Origin of the sequence: Maricaulis maris (assembly GCF_003634045.1) — a bacterium.
Lineage (GTDB): Bacteria > Pseudomonadota > Alphaproteobacteria > Caulobacterales > Maricaulaceae > Maricaulis > Maricaulis maris.
In genome coordinates, this window is the sequence record NZ_RBIM01000004.1 from 365,876 (window position 1) to 389,181 (window position 23,306).

General features: G+C 63.1%; 23 protein-coding genes. 10 read left to right on the forward strand and 13 right to left on the reverse strand.

Going from position 1 to position 23,306, the window contains the following annotated elements:
• Nucleotides 1–163 precede the first annotated feature (163 nt).
• From C7435_RS10340 to C7435_RS10350, 3 genes are read left to right on the forward strand one after another with little or no spacing between them, the layout of a single operon-like run.
• A complete protein-coding gene (locus C7435_RS10340) occupies nt 164–784 on the forward strand; it encodes a Tim44/TimA family putative adaptor protein (RefSeq protein WP_075190196.1) in 621 nt (206 codons plus the stop codon).
• Nucleotides 768–2,018 (forward strand): murein transglycosylase A, encoded by a 1,251-nt coding sequence (mltA, locus tag C7435_RS10345; RefSeq protein ID WP_233350742.1) that lies wholly within the window; start codon nt 768–770, stop codon nt 2,016–2,018. Before C7435_RS10340 ends, mltA begins: the two co-directional genes overlap by 17 nt.
• 3 nt (nt 2,019–2,021) lie before the next feature.
• Nucleotides 2,022–2,606, forward strand: coding sequence for a Smr/MutS family protein (locus C7435_RS10350; RefSeq protein WP_075190198.1), 585 nt, complete (start codon nt 2,022–2,024; stop codon nt 2,604–2,606).
• Nucleotides 2,607–2,615: 9 nt separating this feature from the next.
• Here C7435_RS10350 and hslU read toward each other — a convergent pair whose 3' ends face one another.
• Nucleotides 2,616–3,923, reverse strand: a complete 1,308-nt coding sequence (hslU, locus tag C7435_RS10355) for an ATP-dependent protease ATPase subunit HslU (RefSeq protein WP_121211308.1) — start codon at nt 3,921–3,923, stop codon at nt 2,616–2,618.
• Nucleotides 3,924–4,003: 80 nt separating this feature from the next.
• On the opposite strand from hslU, the gene C7435_RS10360 reads away from it, so the two are divergent.
• Together C7435_RS10360 and C7435_RS10365 are read left to right on the forward strand one after the other, a co-directional pair.
• Nucleotides 4,004–4,423 (forward strand): VOC family protein, encoded by a 420-nt coding sequence (locus C7435_RS10360; protein WP_075190200.1) that lies wholly within the window; start codon nt 4,004–4,006, stop codon nt 4,421–4,423.
• A 121-nt stretch (nt 4,424–4,544) separates the two neighbouring features.
• Nucleotides 4,545–5,789 carry an aspartyl protease family protein gene (locus C7435_RS10365; protein WP_075190201.1) on the forward strand — a complete coding sequence of 415 codons (1,245 nt, stop codon included), beginning with the start codon at nt 4,545–4,547 and terminating at the stop codon, nt 5,787–5,789.
• 210 nt (nt 5,790–5,999) lie between these two features.
• Here the strand turns inward: C7435_RS10365 and C7435_RS10370 are convergent, their stop codons facing one another.
• From C7435_RS10370 to C7435_RS10385, 4 genes are all read right to left on the reverse strand, one after another.
• Entirely contained in the window at nt 6,000–6,596 is a 597-nt protein-coding gene (locus C7435_RS10370) for a hypothetical protein (protein WP_143742998.1), read from the reverse strand.
• Nucleotides 6,597–6,742: 146 nt separating this feature from the next.
• Nucleotides 6,743–7,312, reverse strand: coding sequence for an ATP-dependent protease subunit HslV (gene hslV / locus C7435_RS10375; RefSeq protein WP_075190203.1), 570 nt, complete (start codon nt 7,310–7,312; stop codon nt 6,743–6,745).
• Between the two features lie 85 nt (nt 7,313–7,397).
• Nucleotides 7,398–9,443 (reverse strand): putative bifunctional diguanylate cyclase/phosphodiesterase, encoded by a 2,046-nt coding sequence (locus C7435_RS10380; protein WP_233350743.1) that lies wholly within the window; start codon nt 9,441–9,443, stop codon nt 7,398–7,400.
• A 217-nt stretch (nt 9,444–9,660) separates the two neighbouring features.
• Nucleotides 9,661–10,668: an adenosine kinase gene (locus C7435_RS10385; RefSeq protein ID WP_170150429.1), complete on the reverse strand. Its 1,008-nt coding sequence runs from the start codon at nt 10,666–10,668 to the stop codon at nt 9,661–9,663.
• A gap of 101 nt (nt 10,669–10,769) precedes the next feature.
• On the opposite strand from C7435_RS10385, the gene C7435_RS10390 reads away from it, so the two are divergent.
• Entirely contained in the window at nt 10,770–11,657 is an 888-nt protein-coding gene (locus tag C7435_RS10390) for an ATP-grasp domain-containing protein (RefSeq protein ID WP_121211314.1), read from the forward strand.
• Between the two features lie 456 nt (nt 11,658–12,113).
• On the opposite strand, the gene nth is transcribed toward C7435_RS10390, so the two are convergent.
• Nucleotides 12,114–12,821, reverse strand: coding sequence for an endonuclease III (nth, locus tag C7435_RS10395; RefSeq protein WP_121211316.1), 708 nt, complete (start codon nt 12,819–12,821; stop codon nt 12,114–12,116).
• Between the two features lie 108 nt (nt 12,822–12,929).
• Here nth and C7435_RS10400 point away from each other — a divergent pair, with 108 nt between their 5' ends.
• Genes C7435_RS10400 through C7435_RS10410 form a run of 3 tightly spaced genes read left to right on the forward strand, consistent with a single transcriptional unit; the run spans nt 12,930 to nt 14,826 of the window.
• Nucleotides 12,930–13,778, forward strand: a complete 849-nt coding sequence (locus C7435_RS10400) for a methylated-DNA--[protein]-cysteine S-methyltransferase (protein WP_075190207.1) — start codon at nt 12,930–12,932, stop codon at nt 13,776–13,778.
• Nucleotides 13,779–13,787: 9 nt separating this feature from the next.
• Complete coding sequence (locus C7435_RS10405; protein ID WP_075190208.1) at nt 13,788–14,354, forward strand: hypothetical protein; 567 nt, start codon at nt 13,788–13,790, stop codon at nt 14,352–14,354.
• Between the two features lie 13 nt (nt 14,355–14,367).
• A complete protein-coding gene (locus C7435_RS10410) occupies nt 14,368–14,826 on the forward strand; it encodes a VOC family protein (protein WP_075190209.1) in 459 nt (152 codons plus the stop codon).
• Between the two features lie 3 nt (nt 14,827–14,829).
• Here the strand turns inward: C7435_RS10410 and C7435_RS10415 are convergent, their stop codons facing one another.
• Complete coding sequence (locus C7435_RS10415; protein WP_075190210.1) at nt 14,830–15,504, reverse strand: helix-turn-helix transcriptional regulator; 675 nt, start codon at nt 15,502–15,504, stop codon at nt 14,830–14,832.
• 179 nt (nt 15,505–15,683) lie between these two features.
• Nucleotides 15,684–16,220: a DUF4440 domain-containing protein gene (locus C7435_RS10420; RefSeq protein WP_075190211.1), complete on the reverse strand. Its 537-nt coding sequence runs from the start codon at nt 16,218–16,220 to the stop codon at nt 15,684–15,686.
• A 111-nt stretch (nt 16,221–16,331) separates the two neighbouring features.
• Here C7435_RS10420 and C7435_RS10425 point away from each other — a divergent pair, with 111 nt between their 5' ends.
• Nucleotides 16,332–17,159, forward strand: coding sequence for a LytTR family DNA-binding domain-containing protein (locus C7435_RS10425; protein ID WP_075190212.1), 828 nt, complete (start codon nt 16,332–16,334; stop codon nt 17,157–17,159).
• Here the strand turns inward: C7435_RS10425 and dapB are convergent.
• The 5 genes from dapB to dnaK all read right to left on the reverse strand — a co-directional run bounded on the left by dapB (nt 17,156) and on the right by dnaK (nt 23,169).
• Complete coding sequence (gene dapB, locus C7435_RS10430) at nt 17,156–17,980, reverse strand: 4-hydroxy-tetrahydrodipicolinate reductase (RefSeq protein WP_075190213.1); 825 nt, start codon at nt 17,978–17,980, stop codon at nt 17,156–17,158. The two genes, C7435_RS10425 and dapB, sit on opposite strands and share 4 nt — an antisense overlap.
• A complete protein-coding gene (locus C7435_RS10435) occupies nt 17,977–19,053 on the reverse strand; it encodes a hypothetical protein (protein WP_075190214.1) in 1,077 nt (358 codons plus the stop codon). Before C7435_RS10435 ends, dapB begins: the two co-directional genes overlap by 4 nt.
• Nucleotides 19,054–19,146: 93 nt before the next feature.
• Complete coding sequence (dnaJ, locus tag C7435_RS10440) at nt 19,147–20,334, reverse strand: molecular chaperone DnaJ (protein ID WP_075190215.1); 1,188 nt, start codon at nt 20,332–20,334, stop codon at nt 19,147–19,149.
• Nucleotides 20,331–21,200, reverse strand: coding sequence for an FkbM family methyltransferase (locus C7435_RS10445; RefSeq protein ID WP_121211318.1), 870 nt, complete (start codon nt 21,198–21,200; stop codon nt 20,331–20,333). The genes dnaJ and C7435_RS10445 overlap by 4 nt, the downstream gene beginning before the upstream one ends.
• A 58-nt stretch (nt 21,201–21,258) precedes the next feature.
• Nucleotides 21,259–23,169 (reverse strand): molecular chaperone DnaK, encoded by a 1,911-nt coding sequence (gene dnaK / locus C7435_RS10450; RefSeq protein ID WP_075190217.1) that lies wholly within the window; start codon nt 23,167–23,169, stop codon nt 21,259–21,261.
• Nucleotides 23,170–23,306: the final 137 nt, after the last annotated feature.

Here is a 23,306-nt window from a genome sequence, read left to right on the forward strand (position 1 = left end):
GTGAGAGCGCGCCCGTTAGCATGCGGGCCGGGCTGCGGCAAGCTGGCAAGACCACAGCACGGAGGCTGACGAAAGTCCAAATTGAGCCTATATCTTGAACAAGAACCGGTCGGCGACCCCGAGGGTCACGATCATTCAGCTTCGAAAAGGTATAATTGTCCGCATGGATATCTGGACTCTTATTGGCGCGGTCGCCGCAATCTTCTTTGCCTATCGCCTGTATACGGTGCTCGGGCGGCGGGAGGGCCATATGGAGGCGCCTGCATCCCAAGGCAAAGCGGCGAACCCGTCGGACGCGGCCAGGACCACCAGTTTGCGCCCGGCTTTCGAGGGTCCGGCTGCGGCTGGCCTGGAAGCCATTGCGGCGGTCGACACCCGGTTTGACCCGGACGCTTTCCTCGACGGCGCGCGAAATGCCTACACGATGATTGTCCAGGCTTTTGCGGCCGGTGACAGCAAGGCGCTTGAACCCCTGCTCGCAACCAGCGTGCTGGATCGCTACACCGCTGCTATCGACCAACGAGCCGATCGCGGTGAAACGGTGAAAACCGAGATCGAGCGCATCAAGGCGGCCGACATTACCGAAGCCGGTCATGCTGATCATGTTGCCCGCATCAAGGTTCGTTTCGTGGCCGAGATCGCCACTGAAACCCGCGATCATGAGGGCGTGGTGGTGCAAGGTGATCTGAGCCGGTTGTCGACAGTGACTGAGGACTGGATGTTCGAGCGTCGCACCGACACCGGCAATCCGAACTGGGTATTGACCCGTGTCGCGGCGGTTTGATTGCCCGGTTCTGATCGGTGCTGCGCTGTTGCTGGCGTCCTGTCAGCCTGGCCCGCCGCAACCCGAGCCCCAGCCGGAACCGGAGACCCCGGTCGTTGAGCGGCCGGAAACACTCGATTTCCAACCCGTTCTCTGGGACGGGCTGGCCGGGTGGACCGCGCGCGATCTCGAGCCGGCCTTGCAGGCTTTTCGTCGCAGTTGTGACCGTTTGGGCCGCCGCGCCGACGGGGATTGGCTCAATCCGCAAGCGCCCTGGGCCGGTCGGGTCGAAGACTGGCGCGGAGCGTGTGCTGCCGCCGCGATGACCCAACCGGGTGCCGCGTCGGCGCGAGCCAGCCTGGAAGCCGTCTTCACGCCTGTTCGGCTTCTGTCCCGCGATGCCGAGACCGGCGACGTCCGCGAACAGGGGCTCCTGACCGGCTATTATGAACCCTATGTTGATGTACGGCGCAGCCGGCAGGGCGCGTTCACCCAGCCCTTGCGGCGCCGTCCCGATGATCTGGTGACAGTCGATCTCGGCCGGTTTGACGAAAGCCTCGCCGGACGCCGAATTGTCGGTGAAGTCGAGGATGGCGAACTCGTTCTCTACAAGGACCGGGCCGAGATCGAGACCAGCGATGCCGGTGAGGTGTTTGCCTGGGGTCGGCCGGTCGATGTTTTCTTTCTGCAGATCCAGGGTTCGGGCCGTTTGGTCTTCGCCGACGGTCATGAGGAGCGCGCGGCCTTTGCCGCCCATAACGGCCTGCCCTACCGTTCGATCGGACGCGAACTGGTGCAGCGCGGCGAGCTTGAGGCGCATGCCGCCTCGAAACAGGGCATTGAAGCTTGGCTCAGCGCCCGCGGTCCGGAAGCGACTGCCGAATTGTTCGGCGTCAATCCGCGCTATGTCTTCTTTGCCAGCGAGCGACTGGACGACCCGTCACTGGGCCCGCGCGGTGCCTCCGGTGTCGCCTTGACGCCGATGGCCTCGATCGCGGTCGATACGCGGGTCATGGCGCATGGTGTCCCGGTGTGGCTGAGCGCCGACTTGCCGGAATTGGAAAACTGGACCGGCCTTGTCATTTCCCAGGATTCCGGCGGTGCCATCAACGGCCCGTTGCGCGGCGATTTTTTCTGGGGCTGGGGAGAGACGGCCGAGCGCCGCGCCGGCACGACGCGGGCCCAGGCCGGTTGGGTTGTGTTGCTGCCCCACACCGTGGTGGCGCGCCTCTTCGCCGATACCGAACCGGCCTGATTGATGGCCCGCAAACGGACCATGCGGCCGGACGAGCGGGCTCTTTGGGCGCGTGTTGCCAAGTCGGTGACCCCGATCGCCGAGGACCGGCTCCGCAAACTCGAAACCCCCGAGGAGACTCCGTCCGACGCCAATCGCAAGATGGACACGGCGGCGCGGGCCTATGATACCGGTCTGCGTCTTCCTCCGGCCCGACGCGAACCCGCCACCTACGACCCACCGACCCCTCATGACCGATCCGGTGAAAAACGGGTCCGGCGCGGCCGCGTCGAGATTGACGGCCGGATCGACCTGCACGGCCTGACCCAGGACCAGGCGCTGCGTTCGTTGCGCCACTTCCTGCAAATGGCTTTCGCCAGCGGTTATCGCACGGTGTTGGTCATCACCGGCAAGGGGTTCAAGTCCCGTGACCGCGATACGGCGCCCTGGGAACAGGTTGAAGAACCCGGCGTTCTGCGTCGTAAGCTACCGGAATGGCTGGGCCTTCCGGAGTTTAGTCAGTATGTATCAGGGTTCGCGAAATCGCACGCCCGCCACGGCGGCAGCGGGGCTTTCTATGTCACGCTGAGGACTCGAAGCCGTAACTGACGGCACTGGTTACAGGATGAATTTCGACAGGTCGGCATTCTTGGCCAGTTCACCGACATGTTCGGCGACATAGTCGGCATCGATGGTGATCGCCTGACCGGATTTGTCCGACGCGGTGAAGGAAATCTCCTCCACAAGCTTCTCCATCACCGTCTGCAGACGACGGGCACCGATATTCTCGACGCTGGCATTGACGTCGGCAGCCAGCTTGGCCAGCGCATCAATGGCGTCGTCGGTGAAGTCCAGCGTCACGCCTTCCGTCCCCATAAGGGCGATATATTGCTTGATCAGGCTGGCTTCAGGTTCGACCAGGATACGCTTGAGATCGGCTTCGCTGAGCGCTGACAATTCGACCCGGATCGGCAGGCGGCCCTGCAATTCCGGCAACATGTCCGACGGTTTGGCGACATGGAAGGCGCCGGATGCGATGAACAGGATATGGTCGGTCTTGATGGCGCCATGCTTGGTCGCCACGGTCGTACCTTCGATCAGCGGCAAGAGGTCGCGCTGAACGCCTTCGCGCGAGACATCGCCGCCGCGGGCATCCGAGCGGGCCGCGATCTTGTCGACTTCGTCGAGGAAGACAATGCCGTCATTCTCCGCCAGCTTGATCGCTTCGGCGGTGATCTGGCCGTCATCAAGCAATTTGTCCGCCTCCTCATTGATCAGCGGCTCGTAGGCGTCTTTCACCTTCAGGCGCACGGTCTTGGTCTTCTGGCCGAAGCCCTTGCCCAGGATATCACCAAGATTGATGACGCCGGCCCCGCCCGAGGGCATGCCGGGAATGTCCAGCATCTGCATGCCGGCCCCGCTATCGGCCAGCTGGATCTCGACATCCTTGTCGTCCAGCTCGCCGGCGAGCAGGCGTTTGCGGAAGCTTTCGCGCGTGCTTTCGCTGGCGCCGGGGCCAACCAGCGCGTCCACCACCCGGTTCTCGGCAGCGGCATGGGCCTTCGCCTTGACGTCTTCACGCTTTTTCTCGCGCACAATGCTGATGGCGATTTCCACCAGGTCGCGGGCGATCTGGTCGACATCACGACCGACATAACCGACTTCGGTAAATTTGGTCGCCTCGACCTTGATGAAAGGCGCGCCGGCGAGCTTGGCCAGGCGGCGCGAGATCTCGGTCTTGCCGACGCCGGTCGGCCCGATCATCAGGATGTTTTTCGGCGTGATCTCCTCGGCCAGGTCCTCGTCCAGCTGACGGCGGCGCCAGCGATTGCGCAGGGCGATGGCGACCGCCTTCTTCGCATCGGCCTGGCCAACGATGAATCGGTCGAGCTCGGAAACTATTTCGCGGGGAGAAAAATCGGTCATTATTGTCTTTGCATTGCTTGCGCGGTCCCTTGATGTAATCAGGGGCGGTGACCAAAACCAGTCCTGAAAGGCACAATCTGATGACACGCCCGCGTTTCCACTTTGCCTTCCCGGTTGATGACCTCGCTGCAGCCCGTCGTTTTTATGGCGAGCTTCTGGGGTGTCGCGAGGGGCGGTCCTCGGCGAACTGGGTCGATTTCGACCTGTTCGACCATCAGATCGTCGCCCATCTGGCTCCCGCCGAGTGCACACCGGCCGCAACGGGTGATGTCGACAATCACGCCGTCCCCGTTCGCCATTTCGGCCTGTTGCTGGACTGGTCCGATTGGGAGGGCCTGGCCGAACGGTTCAAGACCGCCGGGTGGGACTTCATCATTGAACCCTATGTCCGGTTCGAGGGTCAACGCGGCGAGCAGGGTACTTTCTTTGTCCGTGACCCCGCCGGCAACGCCCTGGAATTCAAGACTTTCCGGGATGAAAGCCAGATATTCGCGTCCTGACCGGCCGGCATTGATACCGCCTGATCTGGTCAAGCGCGACGCAAGTCTCTAATATCCGGCGACCATTGGGGAATGGGTTGACACGGTTTGTCCATGATTGGAGACAACTGTGAAATTAAGCATGTCCCTTCCGCCTTTCATTCGTATTTGCGCCGCTACCCTGTTCGCTGCTGTGACGGTGGTGAGCGGTCTGGTTTCCGGCGCCGCAACTGCCCAGTCTGCAGAGCTTCGGGCGTTGTTTTCACAGCCGGTCCGGCTTGAACGCCCCGACACGCCCGACGCCATCCCGATGGAAGTCCGCGGCGGGAAGCTCTTCGTCCCAGCCGCCGCGAACGGGATCGAACAGGAATTCATCTTCGACACCGGCTCGCCGACCATCCTGTCGCGGCAATTGGCTGACCAGCTGGGTCTTGAACCGCTCGGTCAGAACACCGGTTTTGATGCCAATGGCAATCCTGTGACAATGGATATCGTGCAACTGGACCAGCTGGTGATTGGCCATACGGTGTTTCGTGACGTCCCGGTCCTGGTGTTCGACTTTAGCAGCCTAGCGACGGGCGGCTGCCTGATCGGGGGCGGTGTGATCGGTTCGGAAATTCTTCCCGGCAGTGTCTGGCGCATTGATGCACAAAGTGAGACGCTGACCATTGCCGCGACGACGGATGCCCTGGCCGACCATGATCCGGACCTGAGCGGGCGGCTGCATGATTTCGGGTATCCGCACGCGCCGATCATCGACTACCAGCTCGGTGAAATCAGTGATCGCGCCTTGTTTGACACTGGCAGCGCCGATGCGATCACCCTGTTCGCCCGGGTCGCCGAGAGCGCGTCGGCCCGGGCGCGCATGGTCCCGGGGTCGCTGCAGCGCGGCGAAGGCCAGGAAGGCGAGTCTGCCGGCGGACGCGGGCCGACCGGACCGCTGGCCCGTTTTTCATTGCGTGAATTTGAACTGTCCGGCCAAGCCCTGCCGACCGCTCCCGCGACCATCCGTGCCGTACCGCCCACCCTGCTGGGTGCCGGCTGGCTGTCCAGCCATGTAATCACGCTGGATTATGCCGGCGCGAACATCTTCTTCGAAGCGCGTCCCGAGCCGGCCGAACCGCGGGTCGATGCCGGATACGCCATTGCCTGGGTCGATGATCATGCCGAGGTGGTGCAATTGTTCGAGGGGTCGGCGGCGGCGCAGGCAGGCCTGCGTCTTGGCGACCATGTGGTCCGGCTCAATGACCGCTCGATGCAGGCCGACGGCGCAGCGGTCTGCAATACTGTCCGCTGGCTATTCGCCGATTTCAACGCAGGCGACGCCGCAGACATTGAAGTCACGCGCGCGTCGGGGCCTGTCGTGATCCACGTGCCGCCGCATTAACTGCCCGGCCTTTTCCTTGCCGCCAGGTCCGACCGCGACCACACCGTCTTACGGTTCCAGCACGTGGCCGCCAGCCTGGACTTCATCATCGAGCCCAATGCCCGTGTTTGAGGAACAGAGCCCGGCGAACAAGGCATGGTCTTCATCCGAGACCCTGCCGGCAATGCCTTGGAATTCATGATGTTTCGGGATGAAGCGCAGGTTTGCGGGTTAATCGTGCGGTCTGACGGTGGTGGTGGCCCGCAAGGCATCAAGGGTCGCGACGGGTTCGGTGTCGCAGCTGGTGCTGCGGACCAGGAGCGAAATTACGACTTCATTGTTGAAACGGGTGTCGGACAGAAAGTATTGCTCGATCCAGACTGGCCCGAGCGGATCAAACCCCCGGTCGCGAAGCCAGTTGAGGTCGTGTTCCTCGGCTATGATTTCCGCATCGACGTCGAAGCAGCGCAGCGGCTTGTGCCGAAATCCGTCCATCGGCCAGCTCGACGCTTCGAACCGGGTGTAATTGGCGGCACCGGACCCGTCCGCAACCCGCTCGGCATGGACCATGACGGCCTGATCCGCAGCAATGAAAGCGGCCAGCGAGATGTCAAACGGCACGTCGTTGAAAACAGCGGAGCGGTTGGTTATCGCGGTGGCATTGAGGGTGGTATCGGCCTCAATGATCAGCGGTAAGTTATGCCGTGTCTCGAATCCGCCACCGGCATGCGGTGCCAGGAAGGCATGGTCGGACTGGGCCACTGTACCCGCAGGAAAACAAAGGCCGGCGGCGAACACACAAGCATGCCAGATTGAATTTTTACCCATCGCGGCCTCCTTTGCAGCGCGTCTCTGACCACAGATGCAGCGGCAATGGGATTTGGATGCAATCTGTTCGCATCGGGGCAGTCGCCAAGGCGGCCCGCCTTGTCCGGGCTGACTGGCGCGATGGTCAGGCGGTGGGCGTGGCGATGTCAGTCGCCCAGTGTTTCCACCGTCAGCGTCTCATTGGTGTAGACGCAGATCCGCGCCGCGATCGCCATGGCCTTGCGGGCGATGACTTCCGGATCGGCTTCGTATTCATAGATGGCGCGGGCGGCCGAGAGGGCGAAATTGCCGCCGGAGCCGACGGCCACGACACCATCTTCCGGTTCCAGCACATCACCGGCACCGGTCAGCAGGAAGGTCTCAGTCTTGTCGCCGACGATCAGCATCGCTTCCAGGCGTCGCAGATAGCGGTCGGTACGCCAATCCTTGGCCAGTTCGACACAGGCCCGGGCGAGTTGTTTGGGATATTGCTCGAGCTTGGCCTCCAGGCGTTCAAACAGGGCGAAGGCGTCGGCGGTGGCGCCGGCAAAGCCGGCAATCACGTCACCGCCGGCCAGGCGCCGGACCTTTTTGGCATTGCCCTTCATCACGGTCGGGCCGATCGAGACCTGGCCGTCGCCGGCGACCACCAGGCGGCCGTCCTTGCGCACGGCGATGATCGTGGTGCCGCGCCAGGCGCTGGCATCGGCATAGTCGGGCGAGGAAGCGTGCGTCATGGACCGGTCTCCGGATGAAGTCGTGCACACGATGTGGCCGACCCGGAGAGGCGGATCAAGGGTTCAAGCTGAGTTGCGGGCCGGATTATTCGCCGACGGCGCGGTCTGAATAGCTGTCCGAGGCGAAGGCCACGAAGTCGGTGGCCGGCATCGGGCGACCGAACAGGAAGCCCTGCGCCAGCGTCGCACCCTGGGCTCGCAGCATGGTCATCTGCTCGGTGGTCTCGACGCCTTCGGCAACGGTTTCCAGCTTCAGCGACTTGGCCATGGCCAAGATCGTCTCGACCACGATGCGGGCGTGATGGTCCGTCGTCATGTCGCGCACAAAGCTCTGGTCGATCTTGAACACGTCGAACGGCATGCGCGTCAGATAGGACAGCGAGGAGTGGCCGGTGCCGAAATCATCAATGGCGAAATTGACGCCGCGATCACGCAGCGGCTGGACCTGTTCGATCACCCGCTCGGGATTTTCCATGGCGATGGATTCGGTCAGCTCGAGTTCCAGCAGGTGCGGCGGGAGGTTGGCGGCGGCGAGCGCTTCCAGCACCGAGTCCGAGAAACCGTCACGATCGAATTGCATGGCGGAGACATTGACGGCGACCGGGATTTCCAGGCCTTTTTCGCGCCAGGCCGCCGCTTCACGGCAAGCCGCGCGCAACACCCAGTCACCGATCTCGCCGATCAGGCCGCATTCCTCAGCCGCCTCGATAAAGGCACCCGGCGAGAGCAAGCCGGCGGTCGGATGCTGCCAGCGCACCAGGGCTTCGGCGCCGGCGCAGGCACCGTCCTTCATCAGGACTTTCGGCTGGTAGAAGACGACCAGCTGGTCCTGGGCGACGGCGTCGCGCAGCTCGTTTTCCAGCACCAGACGCTCGAAGGCGGACTGGTTCATCGTCGGTTCGAAGAATTGGGCAGCCGAGCCACCAGCGCGCTTGGCATGCGCCATCGCAAGGTCGGCATGACGCATCAGGGTTTCCGGGTCGGCTCCGTCCTGCGGGAAGACGGCGACACCGATCGAGACGCCCAGGAAGACCTGGTGGCCGGAAATCTCAAACGGCAGGCGGATGGCATCGACCAGCTTGTTGGCGATGCGGGCGGCGTCGGCACTGTCTTCAATACCCGGCACCAGCACGGTGAATTCGTCGCCACCGAGGCGCGCGACCATGGACGGTTCGTCGAGATTGCCCGAGGCCAGATCACAGCCACGCGTCACTTCCGACAAGCGGCGACCCACCATTTCCAGCAACCGGTCGCCCTCGCCGATACCGAGCGAATCATTGACCCGCTTGAAACGGTCGAGATCGAGGAAAAGAACCGCACCGGATGTGCCCTCTTCGAGCGATTTGCGGGCCACGCGTTCAGTTTCCTTGCGGAAACGCTCACGGTTCGGCAGCTCGGTAACAAGGTCGACATAGGCGAGGCGATGGATGCGCTTCAGATTGCCGTCGAGGCGGGCAAACATGCGGTTGAAGGCATTGGCGAGCACTTCCAGCTCGTCGCCGGTCTTCACCTTGATGCGCATGTCGAGATTTTTCGACGAGGCGAGGCGGGCTGCATCGGTCAGCGTCTGTACCGGTTTGAGGGCACGGCCGACGATCAGGGCGGCGAGCGGCAGGAAAATGCCGAGGGCAAACAGGGCGATCAGGGTCTGGCGCTGGATCGCGGCATTGCGCGAGGCGGCCAGCTCGACCAGCGGCTGCTGCATGTAGACGACACCGACGAGGCGCCGCGACTGGGTGTAAACCGGCGCGGCCACTTCCAGCATGCCGTTTGACAGGTCGTAGCGCAGATCGCCGGCACCCAGCGACATCACGGCCAGATCGGCGGCGCGCAACTGGCCCTGATCGCGGTCATCATCATAGGCTTCGCCCAGGACTTCGCGGCGATTGTTGAGGACATAGAGTTGCGAGGCGCCGATGGAGGCAATCAATTCCTCGACATAGACGTCGACATAGCCGGCATCATTGGTGGAAATCGGATTTGCCAACCGGCTGGCGGTTGCCTGCAGGGTCGCGACAGACCGATCGATGAGCAGGCGCCGTGTCTCGCGCTGTGCGGACACGCTCTCCAACGTCATCAGCATCAGTGTAGTTGCGAAGATAAGCGCACCGGTGAGAAGTGTGAACTTCATGACCAGTGATCGCATTACCCGCGCCACTGCTTTGCGGATGGGTGCCATGTTAACCCCTGAACGCTTCCCCGAGAGGTCGCGATATCGCCACCAAACACACGGGATGAATGTCGCCACTCACCCGTTCTCAGCGATCAGAATGTCAGCAAGCACTTGAATTGTGGTTAAAATGCCGGAGTTGTTTCATTAAGTTTTTAGGCAAATGCCCGAGACGCCTTTATTCAAAGGCGATCCCGGCGGATTCAGCGAGTGTTTTCAGTGCTGTTTCCGGCCTTGCACCATAGTGCGAGATGATTTCCGCAGCACAAATCGCACCCATTTTTCCCGCTTCGGCGAGGCTGCGCTCCTGGGCGAGACCCAGCAGGAAACCGGCGGCGAACAGGTCGCCCGCCCCGGTGGTATCAACCAGCTGGCTGACCGGTTCGGCGGCGACGGTGATCATTTCGTCCCCGCGGGCGATCACGGCGCCCTTTTCCGACCGTGTCACAGCGACAATGGCGACATCCTTGCGGGCCTGGGCAATGGCTGCGTCGAAATCCTCGGTCTCGTAGAGGGCCTTCAGCTCGGCCTCATTGGCCAGCAGGATATCGATATGATTGGCAACCAGGTGCCGGAAGGCGGCGCGGTGGCGTTCAACACAGAACAGGTCCGACAGGGTCAGCGCTGTGCGGCGTTTGTGGGCGGCCGCCATTTCGGCCGCGGCGACATAGCCCCGCTTGGCCTCTTCGCGGTCGAACAGATAGCCTTCCAGATAGATGATCTGCGAGGCCTGCAGCGCGTCCGCGCCGGCGGCGACATCCGCTTCCGTGACCAGGGCGGCGGCGCCGAGGAAGGTCGACATCGAACGACCGGCATCCGGGGTCACATTGATCAGGCAGCGCGCCGTGGCTGGCCCGTCCTGCAGTGGCGGCGTGTCGAAATGAACGCCGATCGTGCGGATGTCATGGCTGAAGATTTCGCCCAACTGGTCATCGGCCACCTTGCCGATATAGGCCGCTTTGCCACCCAGAGAGGCGATGCCCGCGACAGTATTTGCAGCCGAGCCGCCGGAGGCTTCCTTGCCCGGTTGCATGCGGTCGTAAAGCGTGCGGGCCCGTTCCTCGTCGATCAGCGTCATGGCGTCCTTGGCGATGCCTTCGGCGGCCAGGAAGGCGTCGGTGGCGGGTGCGAGAACATCGACAATGGCATTGCCAACGGCGAGGACGTCATAACGGGTTGCGGACATGGGTTTCATCCATTTCGGCTGCTGTCCGGCGCAGGGTTAAACGCAGCGCCGGGCAAGGACAAGGCTTGCGGCCACGGCGGCGCGGCGCTAGCCAACCTTTCATGACCCGTATCGCCTTTCTCACCGCCAGTTGCATGCTTCGCGACCATCCCGATGTCCGCAAGGACTATTGGGAGTATGAGCTTGAAATCGCTGCGCTTCATTCGGCCTGCGCCGAACGGGGGCTGAGTCTTGAACCGGTGATCTGGGATGCGCCGGACTTCGATCCGTCGGGCTTCGACGCGGTCATGATCGGCACCTGCTGGGACTATATGGAAAAGCCGGACGCCTTCATGGCCCGGCTCGAGCGCTGTGATCGCGAGAGCCGGCTTCTCAATCCGCTCGAGACCGTGCGCTGGAACAGCCGCAAGACCTATCTCAAGGACCTGGCCGCGCGCGGTGCGCCGATGATCCCGACGGTCTGGGCGCAAACCGCGGACGCCGACACCATCCACGCCGCTTTCGACACGCTGGGGGCGGATGATATCGTTGTGAAGCCGGTCCTGGGCGCCGGCGCCTGGCGCCAGGCCCGCATCCGCCGCGGCGAGGCCCTGCCCGCTGCTGCCGCCCTGCCGCCGGCCGAGTGCATGATCCAGCCCTTCTTGCCGGCTGTCGGCGAGGAGGGCGAATATGCTTTTCTCTTCTTCAATCGCACATTCTCCCATTGCGCCCGAAAAATCCCCGCCAAGGGCGATTACCGGGTCCAGTCGGAATATGGCGGCCACGAGGAAATCCATCAGCCCAGCGAGGCGGAGCTGGCCCTGGCGCGCTCGGTGCTCGACTGTATCGAGGGTGACCTGCTCTATGCCCGTGTCGACATGCTGCGCGGTCTCGATGGCCAGCTGGCCCTGATCGAAATCGAACTGATCGAGCCCTATCTCTATCCCGAACAGGGTCCCGATATTGGCCCCATCTTCGCCGAGGCGCTGAAATCCCTGCTCGAGGCGTAGCGGCAAGCTTCTCGACCTTACCGCCTGCGCGCGCATGCACTCCGGAACGTCTCCCCGGTCGGGGAGAGGCGGGTTCTTCCCGCAACTACCAAAAACAAACGTCATCCTGACGGAAGTCAGGACCCAGTCTCGCAGACGTGCTTTCGCCAGACCTGGCAACAACTTGCGTCGCAGACTGGGTCCCGGCCTGCGCCGGGATGACGGTGCTTGGGGGGGGATCGGCAAAAACTTGTCCCCCCTCCCCCTTTTCGCCCCAGCGCATAGTCTTTCCGGTTCCCAGGCCATTCGACGCTCGGATCGTTATTCGGGGGCTGGAAGGCAGGCCGGGAAATCTCCCAGTTCTTTTTGAAAAGATTTGGCGGGATGCCGGTGGCAGCCTACTTGAATTTGAATCAGCGCTTTATCGGCTCCGGCCGGTATCCTGCGCCCTCTCTCTTATACTCAAACGCCAGGCGGTTACGTCGTGGCGCCTTTCGGTGCGGGCGTCTTGTCCTTGAACTGGCAGATATCCTCGACCGGGCAGCGCCAGCATTCTGGCTTTCTTGCCTTGCATAGATAACGGCCATGCAGGATCAGCCAGTGATGGGCGCCCTGGCGGAATTCGTCGGGCATTATCTTTTCCAGCCGCAATTCGACTGCCAGCGGATCCTTGCCCGGCGCCAGCCTGGTGCGATTGGACACCCGGAAGATATGGGTGTCGACAGCGATGGTCGGCACGCCGAAAGCCTCATTCATCACCACATTGGCGGTCTTTCGACCAACCCCGGGCAGGGCTTCCAGGGCCGCCTGGTCCGCAGGCACTTCGCCGCCATGACGGTCGATCAGCAGCTCCGACAGGGCGATGACATTCTTGGCCTTGTTGCGGAACAGGCCGATCGTCTTGATCCGGTCGCGGACATGGTCCTCGCCCAGCGCCACCATTTTTTCCGGCGTATCAGCTTCCTGGAACAGCAGCCGGGTCGCCTTGTTGACGCCGACATCGGTCGCCTGGGCCGACAGGGCGACGGCGACCAGCAGTGTATAGGGATTGGTGTAGTCCAGCTCCGTCTTCGGGTCGGGTCGATCCTGCGCCAGGCGCGCCATCAGGTCGTGGGCTTGCTCGCGATTGAGGCCGCGTGGTTGCCGGGCGACACGCTTTTTCGGCTTGGGGGAGGTTTGGGTCATGGCCCCACCTATAACCAAGCGCGCACCGGTGTCATCCCGCTTCTTGCGCCGGGATATCACCGCAAGAACCGGGTGGAGTGGCGCCTTGGAGCGCGTAAACTCATATCCATGACAGCCGATATCTACACACTCGACGCCTCGTCCAAGGATTATGACCGCATCGCCGGTGCGCTTGCCTTTCTGGGCGATAACTGGCGTGACCATCCCGATCTTGACCGGGCCGCAAAAGCGGCCGGCCTGTCGCCGCATCATTTCCAGCGTGTTTTCACGCGCTGGGTCGGTGTTTCGCCGAAGAAATTTGTTGGCGCCCTGGCGCATGACGCGGCCCGTGACGCGCTGGAGGATGGGGCCTGCGTGCTGGATGCCGCCTTTGAAGCCGGTCTGTCCGGACCGGGCCGTCTGCATGATCTTTTTATCGCCCATGAAGCGGTAACGCCCGGCGATGCCCGCCGCCGCGGGGCCGGTTTGAATTTTCAATGGGGCGTGGCGCCGTCGCCCTTTGGTGATGCGGTCCTGCTGATCGCGCCGCGCGGCCTGTCGGCGATGGCTTTTGCCGATCCGGATGTCGAGAGCGGTTTCGCCGATCTTCAAGCACGCTATCCGGCGGCGGACTTCAGCCGTGATGACACCGTGGCCCGCAGCTGGGCGGAGCGTATTTTCACCCCGACCGGGCCGGACAAACTCCCGCTCGCGCTTTACGGCACGCCCTGGCAGCGCCAGGTCTGGCGGGCTCTTCTGACCATCCCGACCGGTGAGGTCACCAGCTATAAATCAATCGCCGAACGGGTCGGCACACCCAAGGCGTCACGGGCGGTCGGCGCGGCGGTCGGGGCCAATCCGATCTCCTGGCTCATCCCCTGCCACCGCGTGCTCGCCAGCAATGGCAAATTGACCGGTTATCACTGGGGTGTGGAACGCAAGCGCGCCATGCTCGCCTATGAGGCCGCAAGGGGCTAAATTGCCGGGATGAGCAATCCCTTCCTCTATGCGGCGGCCGTCGCCCTGATCGCTGCTGCCGCCTTTTTCCTCAGCTGGCTCGCCGCCCGGCGCTCGCTGATGGAGGATGCCCGCATCGAATATGCCGAGCGCCGCGAGACCAAGGCCGGCACGATCAAGGGGGTCGATGCCGCTACATTCGAGCGCATCTATGTCTCCGCCCATGAACCGCGCGGCGCGCTCTATATCGCCGCCGCCCTGCTGCTCGCCATCGCCATCACGCCGCCCGCCGCGATCGGGCTGATCGCGCTGTGGCCCTATATCGTCATGACGCTGGACGGCGGGCCCTGGTATGATGTCGGCTATTATCCGTGGATGTTCTACATGTTCTTCGGATTGTGTGGCTGCTGGGCCTTTGCCGGCGCCGTGGTTGCCCGCATCCACCACGCCCGTACGCCGGAAAATTTCAACCCGGCCCTCGCCCGGGCCCGCGGTGAACCGCTTGATGATGTTGTCATTCCGAGAAAGCGCCCCAAATGGGCGGTGAAAGCCTTGTCGGGCGCCAATAGCGATGCGGCCGGTTCGGCCGATAACTGATACGGGGATATCCATGCGTTACTTACACACGATGGTCCGGGTCGCGGATCTCGAAGCCAGCCTGCGCTTTTATTGCGACGGCCTCGGACTGACCGAAATCAGCCGGATGGACAGTGAAAAGGGCCGCTTCACCCTGATTTTCCTGGCGGCGCCGGAAGATGTCGCTGCGGCCGGTTATACGGGTGGCAAAATCCCCGAAGGCCTGCCGTGCGTCGAGCTGACCCATAACTGGGACCCGGAGACCTATCAGGGCGGCCGCAATTTCGGCCATCTCGCCTACCGGATGGACAATGTCTATGAGTGCTGCCAGCGCCTGATGGATATGGGTGTCACCATCAACCGCCCGCCGCGGGACGGCCACATGGCCTTTGTGCGCTCACCCGATGGTATCTCTATCGAACTCCTCCAGCGCGGCGACAATCTGCCACCGCAAGAGCCTTGGGCGTCGATGGAGAATACCGGGAGCTGGTAGGCCCTAAGCCGCCCGCCGCATGTCCTCATAGCGCTTGCCGGGCTCGTCCTCGAAACTCTCGGCGAGCACGGTCAGGCGTTCGACGCGATCGGTGCGGAAATGACGGAAATCATTGCGCAGCTCGCACCAAGCCGAGAGCAGCCAGACGCGGCCGAAACAGGTCAGCGCCAGCGGCCGGATGACGCGCTCCGTGGTGTCATCGGCCAGCGACTGGTAGCGCACCCGCAGCTTGCGCCGGTTGGCGATCGCATTGCGCACCGGGCCAAAGGCTTCCGGGCGCACGGTCTCGTCAAGAAAGGCCGCGAATAGCGGCACATTCCGCAGGCGCTGGCGGTGCGTGTCCGGCAGGGCGTGCTCGATCTTGGCCAAGGCTTCATTGGCAGCCGAGGCGAGATCCTTGTCGCCGGTTGCCTTGACCAGGCGGGCGCCAAGGGCCAGGGCGTCGAGCTGTTCGAAGGAGAAGTTGAGCGGCGGCAGGTCGAAACCCGGTCGCAGCACATAGCCGACACCGGCCTCGCCATCGATGGGTGCGCCCGATCCGATCAGATGGGCGATGTCGCGATAGATGGTGCGTTCGGACACTTCGAAACGATGGCCCATCTCATGGGCCGTCACAGCACCTGGCGCGGCTTCCCGCAGGGCTTGGACAATGCGGATGAGACGTTCGGCGCGGCGCACTGACACCTCCTGAAGATTTGATCTGGCGGGATGATGTCAGGGTTTGTGTGATGCGGCAAGATGGGAGGTTTCACGTGCAACATCCCGGATTTGTCAGGAGTATGGCGAGAGCGGAAACCCGGTCGCAATGCAGCGACCGGGCCGGCTTTTTGGGTTCATGACCGAGTGTTGTGCGAGGGTCAGGTGCGCGCATCCATGATCACGGTGTGGGCAATCTGCCAGCCCGCGCCGGCGCGTTCCAGGACGAGATGGAAATGGACCCGCCGCAGCGGCTCGCCGGGATTGGCGGCGGCGCCGCGATCACTGTCGGTGTAGAGGTGAACGACCGCCCCATCATTGCCGATATGGCGGGTTGAAATCACGGTCATATTGTCGGCCTCGCCCTGCGACACCGAGGCATCGAAGCCCGGGAAAAGACGGGTTTCCAGAAATTCGCCGAGCGGTTCCCGGCCCTGGAAAATGCGGGCATAGGCATTGATCCACTCGGTATCGGCGGTATGCAGCGCCATCAGGGTCTCGGTGTCCTGCATGCCCCAGGCGGCGCGGTAGTCATCAATGAAATCGGCAATACCGGCGGCATCACCGGCCTGCGCCGGTTCGCCATGAACGGTCAGGGCCGGTATGTCCCGGCGCTCCTGGGCCGGTGCGCCCCCGGCCATTGCGGTAATGAGCAGAAGCGCTGTGAGGGCGGGCAAGGGTTTCAGCAGATGGACCATGGACGAACTCCGTTGTGATTGATTAGGTCAGGTGTGCCACCACGCCGTTGGTGGCGGGCCTGACCCGCTGTTAGCCTTCGTATGGGGCCTGTCCAATCGGGGAGTCGTGAAGTGTCCGGACCCGACGTCAATCGTCCGAACCTGCCGCTGCCGGCGATCATGCAGGCCGCTTGCCTTGCCCTGGGCATTGTCGTGCTGGCGGCGCTGTTCTCGGCGGCAGGTGCCTATGACACTGATGAATTGGGCGTTGGCCACCGCTTTTTCCTGTGGCTAATCGTCGCCAGTCTGATGCTCCTCCAGCCGTGGCTGATCGAGTACGGGCTGTCGCGTCTTGTCCCGCGTACCCGGGCCTGGAAGCTGGTTTGCTCTGGCCTTGCTGTCGTGCTGTGCACCTTGGCGCTGACGCTGGAACTTCACGCGCTGAAGTTTACGCCGATCCTGCCGAAGGCACCGGATCCGCTCGTCGAATTCTTTGTCTTCCTGGCACCGGCGGCGATGCCGGTTGCGGCGCTGGTCCTGGTGCTGAAATTCGCCGTCGCGGGTCGTGCCCTGTTGGCCGGACCGGTCGATGGCGGGCCGGGCCTTCTGATGGACCCGGATATTCCCGGTCTCAATGCGGCCTGGCCGAACGAGCCACTCCTGTATGTGCGGGCGGAGGATCATTATCTGGAAATCAGGACCGGGCAGGCGCGTCTATTTGTGCGCGGTCGATTGTCCGATGCGCTGCTGCGGCTCGAGGGCAAGGACGGTTTGCAGGTGCACCGGTCCTGGTGGATCGCCGATGATGCGGTTGCCACCGTGAAACGGGTCGGACGTGATCTTCGTATCACTTTGCAGACGGGCGAACGGGTGCCGGTGGCGCGACCCCGGGCCGAAGCCGTCAAGGCGCGCGGCTGGCTGGCGCGTATCCCGGCCGACGCCCCGACCGCCAAAAGCTAGCCGGCGACAACATTCTGCATGGAATAATGACCGGCCGGCCGGCCGGCATTGCCATTGACCATCCAGCGTGCGGCTTCCAGGGCGCCGCGGGCGAAGATGGAGCGGTCGAGCGCCCGGTGCGAGATCGTGATCTCCTCCAGCTCTGCCAGGAAGCGTACGGAATGTTCGCCCACCACCGACCCGCCGCGCGACACGGCAAAGCCGATCGAGCCGGGCTTGCGGGGTCCGGTCGTGCCTTCGCGGCTCCAGGTGGCGATGTTTTCCAGGGTTTCGCCGCGGGTTGCCGCAGCGGCGCGGGCCAGCATCAGGGCGGTGCCGGACGGCGCGTCGGCCTTGCGCTTGTGATGGGTCTCGTGGACCTCGATATCCCAAGCCTCTGCGGGCAGGCGAGCCGCTTCGCGAACCAGCGTTTCGGTGACGGCAACGCCCAGCGAAAAATTGCCGGCGGTGAGGAGGGCGATGCGATCGGTGCAGGCATCCAGTCGCCGGTTCTGGTCGCGATTGAAGCCGGTAACACCGGTAATCAGGGCCGGACCGCCCAAGCTGGCCAACCGCTCGGCGGCGGCAATCGTCATGCTCGGCAGGCTGGCATCAATGACGATCTGGGCCTCGTGAACGGCGTGTTCGAGCGCGGTTTCGGCGCGGCAACCGACCGGCTCCCCGCCCAGCCAGGCGCCGATATCCTCACCGACCGCGGGCGATTCAGAGCGCACGACGGCGCCGGCGAGTGTGAAGTCCGGACTATCCAGCAGGGCCCGACAGATTGCGCTGCCCAAGCGCCCGGTCGGGCCGAGCACAGTGGTACGAATGGGTGAGGTCAAGCCGGCCCTCCCGTTACGAGTTGGTCTGCCAGCTTCTCGAACAGGTAGGAGCCGACAATCGGTATGATCGGCAACAGGATATAGAGCGAAAAGCGTGTGGCCAGTCCGGTCGACAGGGGCCATTCGGGGCGGTTTGTCACCCAGATTTCATAGTCGGTCAGGCCGGCCAGCGCCGACGAGGCGGCATCTTCGCCGGCCAGTGCCCGGTCCCGGACCTGTGCCATCTCGTCATGAATGCGCGCCAGCTCGGCTTGTTTGGCGGCGACGATTTTGCGGTGTACCGGATTGAGCGCGCTGGTCAGGATGAAAACACCGCCGGCGGCGGTGGCGACAATGGTCGGAACCGTGATCCAGAGTTGTTCAGGGTTGAGCATGAACAGCAACAGGATGGCGGCCATGATCATCCAGGAGCGTGCGGCCCGGAGGCCGATCTTTCCGATCGTGTTCAGACGGTCGAGATGGAAGAGGTCGACCAGCAGGTGATCGGCGATCAATTGCTTGATCTCACGGCTGCGCCGCGACACGTCCATGCCGGCCCGAAAACCGGTGCCGAACAGGATGGGTGAGACGATGAGGAACCACAGCCCGACCGAGTTTGCATACTCCAAGGGCGAGATGCCTTCGATCAGGATCATCACCACATTGAAGATGATACCGAACACGAAACCGGCCCAAAACAGGCGATGATAGCCGGCCCGCCAGCTGACCGGTGTGCCTTTCGAAAGATTGAGCGCCGCTTGCCTGCCCGCAGGATTGACCGCAAGCACAAGATCGTCGGTTTCGGTTTCCCAGCGCCCCTTGGCGCTGCCGGCGAAGGCAATGGCGGCGGTCTGGATCAGCGACAGGACAAAAGCGACCCAGCTGACCGGATGGGTAATCCAGTTGCCGGCGTCATCGAATGCAAGAAAGGCCGGGCGTTGGGTGAGCTGAGCGATCAGGACGTAGAACCCGTAGACCAGAACGAAGATCAGAGCGCTGGTGCCGATCATGCCGAAGGGTGAGCGCTGGTAGAGCACGTATTCGGCCGTGTCGAACCGGGCTTCGTCGTCGGGTTTGAGATCTGGCTCTGTCACTTTGCCCCCCGTGCGCCACCCCGTGAACGGCGGCAAGACCGGGCAAGCCTAGTCTGCACTGGCAGGCCATGTCACGTCGTCTGTTGGAGCCTGTCAGCCGGCGTTGGGGCGGCCGTCATCGGTCGTGACTTCGTCCCAGAATTGTTTGACCTTGTTGAAGAAACCGGCGCTGTCCGGATTGCAGCCCTCGCCTGACAGGTCGCAAAATTCTTTCAGGAGTTCTTTCTGGCGGTCGCACAGATTGCGTGGCGTCTCGACAAAAAGCTCGACAATCATGTCGCCGCGCGGGCCGCCGCGCAGGCGCGGCATGCCCTTGCCGCGCATGCGCATGCGCTTGCCGGTCTGGGCGCCCTCAGCGATTTTCATCTCGGCCTTGCCGCCTTCAATGGTCGGCACCTGGATCGAACAGCCGAGCGCTGCCTGCACCATCGACGCCGGCGTCCGGCAGTAGAGATTCGGTCCGTCGCGCTCGAAAATCTCGTGCTCGCGGACGGAGATGAAGATGTAGAGATCGCCGCGCGGCCCGCCGCGGGCACCGGCCTCGCCTTCACCGGCCAAGCGGATGCGGGTGCCATCCTCGACACCGGACGGGACGGTGACATTGAGCGTGCGGGTCTTGCGGACCCGGCCGACGCCATCACAATCCTGGCAGGGTGTTTTGACGTATTGGCCGCGACCGCCGCATTGCGGACAGGTCTGCTCCATCGTGAAAAAGCCCTGCGAGCGGCGGATACGGCCGGCACCGTGGCAGGTGCCACAGGTTTCCAGCTGGGTGCCGGGTTCATTGCCCTGACCATCACAGCGCTCGCAATGCATGGCAGTGGGGACCTTGATGGTCTCGTCCTTGCCGTGAAAGGCGTCTTCCAGGCTGATTTCCATGTCGAAGCGCAGATCGGCGCCGCGGGCCGGACCGGAATGGCCGCGACCGCCACGGCGGCCACCCATGCCACCGCCCATGTTGAAGGCTTCGCCAAAGACCTGTTCGAAAATATCGGCGAAATCGGCCGCACCGCCGCCGCCGCCAAATGGTCCCTGGCCATTGCCCATGCCGCCTTGCTCAAACGCGGCATGGCCCATGCGGTCATAGGCAGCGCGTTTGTCAGGGTCTGACAGGACGGAATAAGCCTCGCCGACTTCCTTGAACTGGGCTTCAGCCGCGGCATCGCCAGGATTGCGGTCCGGGTGGAATTTCATCGCTTGTTTGCGATAGGCGCTCTTCAGCGCCTTCTCGTCGGCGCCCTTCTCGACACCCAGGACTTCGTAGAAATCACGCTTGCTCATGACGGGTCACCTGTCGGCAGAACGAGAACTGCGTTCTGCCGCATTTGCTTGGCTAGCTCGTAGCCGTGTTCAAGACAGAGACCGGCGGCGCCATCGGTAATGGCAGCTTCATGCCGGGTCTCGAGAAGGATCATGGTCGGCCACAAGGAACGCGGTGATTCCGCGAAGAAGCCGTTAAGGACCGGGGCCTCAAAGCCCTCAATGTCCATTTTCATGACGTCGACGCGGCCGGTTCCGGCCTCGGCCAGGGCCGCCTTGAGCGGGCGCAGCCGGATCGTGTCGCCGGTCTCGCTGCCGCTGGCGACATGGACTTCGCCACGATTGGTCGCCGACTGCACCATTGCGCCCTCACCCTCTTCGGCGCCAAGCGCATAGGGCAGGACGGTCACGGCCGACGCCTTGGACACATCGAGATTGAATTCCAGCCGGCGGCGGTTCTCAACATCCGGCTCGACCGCGATGACCTTGACGGGACGCGATTGGGCGGCGGCATCGGCGAGCACTGACAGGGTGTAGAGACCGGCATTGGCGCCGGCATCGACAAAGACGAAGGTCTCACCCGCCGGCTTGGTCGCCATGGCGTCACGAATGGCGCGGCGCTCGGCACTGTCCCAGCTTTTTGAACCGGCAAAGACACGCTTCTCGCAGCGATTATCCCGCAGGTGAACGCGGGCGAACTGGCCAGGAAAGACTTCGATATCGGCAATGTCGCGACCGCCGGACATCAGGGCGCGGCGGACGACGGATTCCGCGCTACGGCGCAGCGCATCCCCCGGCATCGCCATGGGCAGACGACGAAACGTCTCGGCCATTGGCGAGAGGGCGAAAGCTCCGAACGGAGCGGTCAGGGGATCGGGACGGGTCATGGCCGGACTTTATGGCTTGGGCCGGGAGGGCACGCTGCCCTCCCGGTCAAACCGGACCTTACGCGTCTTTCTTCTTGTCGTCGTCGACTTCGGAGAACTCCGCGTCGACCACGTCATCATCACCTTCGGCGTCAGACTTGGCATCGGCTTCGGCCGCCTCGGTCTGCTGGGCCGAGTAGATGGCCTCGCCAAGCTTCATGGCGGCCTGGACCAGCGCCTGGGTCTTTTGCTGGATGGCTTCGAGATCCTCGCCATCCTTGACTTCCTTCAGCTCGTTCAGGGCCGCCTCGATGGCGTCCTTGTCGTCGCCCGGCACCTTGTCGCCGAACTCCTCAAGCTGCTTTTCAGTCTGGTGGACCATCGCCTCGGCGCCATTGCGGGCCTCGACGAGTTCCTTTTTCTGCTTGTCGGCCTCGGCATTGGCCTCGGCGTCCTTGACCATTTGTTCGATATCGTCATCGGACAGGCCACCGGAGGCCTGGATGCGGATCTGCTGTTCCTTGCCGGTCGCCTTGTCCTTGGCCGAGACGTTGACGATGCCGTTGGCGTCGATGTCGAAGGTGACCTCGATCTGCGGCAGGCCGCGCGGTGACGGCGGGATGCCGACCAGGTCGAACTGGCCGAGCAGCTTGTTGTCGGCCGCCATTTCGCGCTCACCCTGGGAAACCCGGATGGTCACGGCGGTCTGGTTGTCGTCGGCGGTCGAGAAGGTCTGCGACTTCTTGGTCGGGATCGTCGTATTGCGCTCGATCAGGCGGGTGAAGACACCGCCCAGGGTCTCGATACCCAGCGACAGCGGGGTGACGTCGAGCAGCAGCACGTCTTTGACATCGCCCTGTAGCACGCCGGCCTGGATGGCGGCACCCATGGCAACGACTTCATCCGGGTTCACACCCTTGTGCGGGTCCTTGCCGAAGAAGCCCTTCACGGCTTCCTGGACCTTCGGCATGCGGGTCATGCCGCCGACGAGGACGATATCGTCAATGTCGGACGGGCTGAGGCCGGCATCCTTGAGCGCCTTCTTGCAGGGATCGAGTGTGCGCTTGACCAGATCCTCGACCAGGGCTTCCAGCTTGGCGCGGGAAAGCTTGATATTGAGGTGTTTCGGGCCCGAGGCGTCGGCCGTGATGAAGGGCAGGTTCACTTCGTACGAGGTGGCCGAGGACAGTTCCTTCTTGGCCTTCTCGGCTTCTTCCTTCAGACGCTGGAGAGCCAGCTTGTCCGATTTCAGGTCGATGCCGTTCTCTTTTTTGAACTCGTCCGCAAGGTATTGGACGATGCGCATGTCGAAGTCTTCACCGCCGAGGAAGGTGTCACCATTGGTGGCCTTCACCTCGAATACGCCATCACCGATCTCGAGGATCGAGACGTCGAACGTGCCGCCGCCGAGGTCGAAGACGGCGATCGTCTTGTTCTCACCCTTGTCGAGGCCATAGGCCAGGGCGGCCGCGGTCGGCTCGTTGATGATGCGCAGGACTTCCAGACCGGCGATCTTGCCGGCATCCTTAGTGGCCTGGCGCTGGGCGTCGTCGAAATAGGCCGGAACCGTGATCACGGCTTTTTCGACCTTCTCGCCGAGATAGCTTTCCGCCGTTTCCTTCATCTTCTGCAGAGTGAAGGCGGAGATTTCCGACGGCGAGTATTTCTTGTCGCGGCCCTTGACCCAGGCGTCATTGCTGTCGGACGGGACGATGGCGTAGGGCACCATGTCGATGTCTTTCTTGACCGTCGGGTCGTCCATCATGCGGCCGATCAGGCGCTTGATGGCAAAAAAGGTGTAGTCGGGGTTGGTGACGGCCTGGCGTTTCGCCGGCTGGCCGATCAGGCGCTCGCCATCCTCGGTGAAGGCCACGACGGACGGGGTGGTCCGGACGCCTTCGGAATTCTCGATGACCTTTGGCTGGCCGCTTTCCATAACCGCCACGCAGGAATTGGTCGTACCCAGGTCGATGCCGATGACCTTGCTCATTGATCGCTTCTCCGTTTTTTCCAAGCGGGACCCGTCCGGCGAATGTGCGGCCTTCAAAAGAAGCACCTCACACCCCGCTGACCGCCCCCTTCGGGATCGTCATTGATGATACCGGTGTGCCGACACCGGTCTGGTTC